Origin of the sequence: Streptomyces carpinensis (assembly GCF_002154505.1) — a bacterium.
GTDB lineage: Bacteria > Actinomycetota > Actinomycetes > Streptomycetales > Streptomycetaceae > Streptomyces > Streptomyces carpinensis.
Genome location: NZ_MUBM01000348.1, coordinates 1 through 2,441 on the forward strand (window position 1 = coordinate 1; position 2,441 = coordinate 2,441).

At 73.9% G+C, this 2,441-nt stretch carries 2 protein-coding genes; both read left to right on the plus strand.

Annotated elements, in window-relative coordinates; translation table 11 throughout:
- The first annotated feature begins 43 nt into the window (after window positions 1-43).
- Window positions 44-1,021: a carboxylating nicotinate-nucleotide diphosphorylase gene (gene nadC, locus BZY54_RS37560; RefSeq protein WP_086729808.1), complete on the plus strand. Its 978-nt coding sequence runs from the start codon at window positions 44-46 to the stop codon at window positions 1,019-1,021.
- 8 nt (window positions 1,022-1,029) lie between these two features.
- Window positions 1,030-1,827 (plus strand): type III pantothenate kinase, encoded by a 798-nt coding sequence (locus BZY54_RS37565; RefSeq protein ID WP_086729809.1) that lies wholly within the window; start codon window positions 1,030-1,032, stop codon window positions 1,825-1,827.
- Window positions 1,828-2,441: the final 614 nt, after the last annotated feature.

Genomic DNA, 2,441 nt, shown 5'->3' on the forward strand with positions numbered 1-2,441 from the left:
CCGAGGCCCCCGCGCCCCGCCGTCCCCAGGAGCAGTGACACAAGTGAGCACCGACGACCTTCCCCTCGCCCCGAACGGCGGCTGCGGCGACGGCTGCGCCTGCGGCGCGGACGGCGACGAGGAGTACCTGGAGTGCGGGCTCGACCCCGCGCTCGCCCAGCTGCTGGCCGACGCCGGACTCGATCCCGTGGAGATCGAGGACATCGCGAACGTCGCCATCCAGGAGGACCTCGCCCACGGGGTGGACGTCACGACGGTGGCGACCATCCCCGAGGAGGCCGTGGCCACCGGCGACTTCATCGCGCGCGAGGACGGCGTGGTGGCCGGTCTGCGGGTCGCCGAGGCCGTCCTCTCGGTCGTCTGCACGGACGAGTTCGAGGTCGAGAGGCACGTCCTGGACGGCGACCGCGTGCAGGCCGGGCAGAAGCTGCTGTCGGTCACCACGCGCACGCGGGATCTGCTGACCGCCGAGCGCAGCGCACTGAACCTGCTGTGCCGGCTGTCCGGTATCGCGACCGCCACGCGCGCGTGGGCGGACGCCCTGGAGGGCACCGAGGCCAAGGTGCGCGACACCCGCAAGACGACGCCGGGCCTGCGCTCCCTGGAGAAGTTCGCCGTCCGGTGCGGCGGCGGCGTGAACCACCGCATGTCGCTGTCCGACGCGGCGCTGGTCAAGGACAACCACGTGGTCGCCGCGGGCGGCGTGGGGCAGGCCTTCAAGGCCGTACGGGAGGCGTTCCCGGACGTGCCGATCGAGGTCGAGGTCGACACCCTGCACCAGCTGCGCGAGGTCGTCGACGCGGGCGCCGACCTGATCCTGCTGGACAACTTCACGCCCCTCGAGTGCGAGGAGGCGGTCGCGATCGTCGACGGCCGCGCGCTGCTGGAGGCGTCGGGCCGGCTCACCCTGGACAACGCCCGGGCGTACGCGGAGACCGGTGTCGACTTCCTCGCGGTGGGGGCCCTCACCCACTCCTCGCCGATCCTGGACATCGGCCTGGACCTGCGCGAGGCGGAGTAGTACCGGCCATGCTCCTGACCATCGACGTAGGCAACACACACACGGTCCTCGGCCTGTTCGACGGGGACGACATCGTCGAGCACTGGCGCATCTCCACCGACGCCCGCCGCACGGCCGACGAGCTGGCCGTGCTCCTGCAGGGCCTGATGGGCATGCACCCGCTGCTCGGCGAGGAGCTGGGCGACGGCATCGACGGCATCGCGATCTGCGCGACCGTGCCGTCGGTGCTGCACGAGCTGCGCGAGGTGACGCGTCGCTACTACGGCGACGTGCCGGCCGTCCTCGTCGAGCCGGGCGTCAAGACGGGTGTGCCGATCCTGACCGACAACCCCAAGGAGGTCGGCGCGGACCGCATCATCAACGCGGTCGCCGCCGTCGAGCTCTACGGCGGCCCGGCGATCGTGGTGGACTTCGGCACCGCGACGACGTTCGACGCGGTCTCCGCGCGCGGGGAGTACATCGGTGGCGTCATCGCCCCCGGCATCGAGATCTCCGTCGACGCCCTCGGCGTCAAGGGCGCGCAGCTGCGCAAGATCGAGGTGGCCCGGCCGCGCAGCGTGATCGGCAAGAACACGGTCGAGGCCATGCAGGCGGGCATCGTCTTCGGGTTCGCCGGGCAGGTCGACGGCGTGGTGAGCCGGATGGCCCGCGAACTGTCCGACGACCCCGACGACGTCACCGTGATCGCCACCGGCGGGCTGGCACCGATGGTGCTGGGCGAGTCCTCCGTGATCGACGAGCACGAACCGTGGCTGACCCTGATCGGCCTCCGCCTGGTCTACGAACGCAACGTGTCCCGCATGTGAGCCGCAGGCACCGGCTCCCGGCCAGGCCGGATCGGGAGCCGGAGCGGTGTCCAGCCGGTGGTCCCGGTCCACGCGCTCGCGCCTCACCCGGTTCCAGTCCGGCGGCACGTGGTCCGACCCGTGCGCTCGCTGCCGCCCGGCTCAGCGCGGCACGACCAGCGGCGACTCGGGCGCGGTGTCGCTCCCGCGCGCGGCTCGCGCTCGACGCCGGTGAGTCGCTCGCAGGCCCGCGCACGACGCCCAGTGCCCACCCGCCCGGTGCCGCACCCGCGAGCCATGCTCAGGCCCCGCGCGGCTCGGGCTCCGCGCGCCCGTCCCTGATGGTCGGGCCTGCGCGCCGCCCGTGGCCCGTTCAGCGCGGCACGATCGCAGTCCCACCCACGCGCCGCGCCCACCCCGGTGAGTGCCCAGGCCAGGCGCCCGCTGCGTCGGTGGCCAGGCCAGGGCTCGGCGCGTGCCGGGTCCGCGCCCCGCGTGCCCGGGACCTGCTCGGCGCGCGTGCCGATGGCCCGCTCGCCGCACCCGCGTGCCGGTCCGGCCCGCCGCATCAGCGTGCCGCGCCTGACCCCTGCGCCCGCGCCCGCTCTCAAGGCCGTGCGCCCCGGCCTTCCTGC

Excerpts from the sequence above, each read along its gene's own strand:
- BZY54_RS37565 (WP_086729809.1), top strand. The coding sequence starts at position 1,030 with ATGCTCCTGACCATCGACGTAGGCAACACACACACGGTCCTCGGCCTG.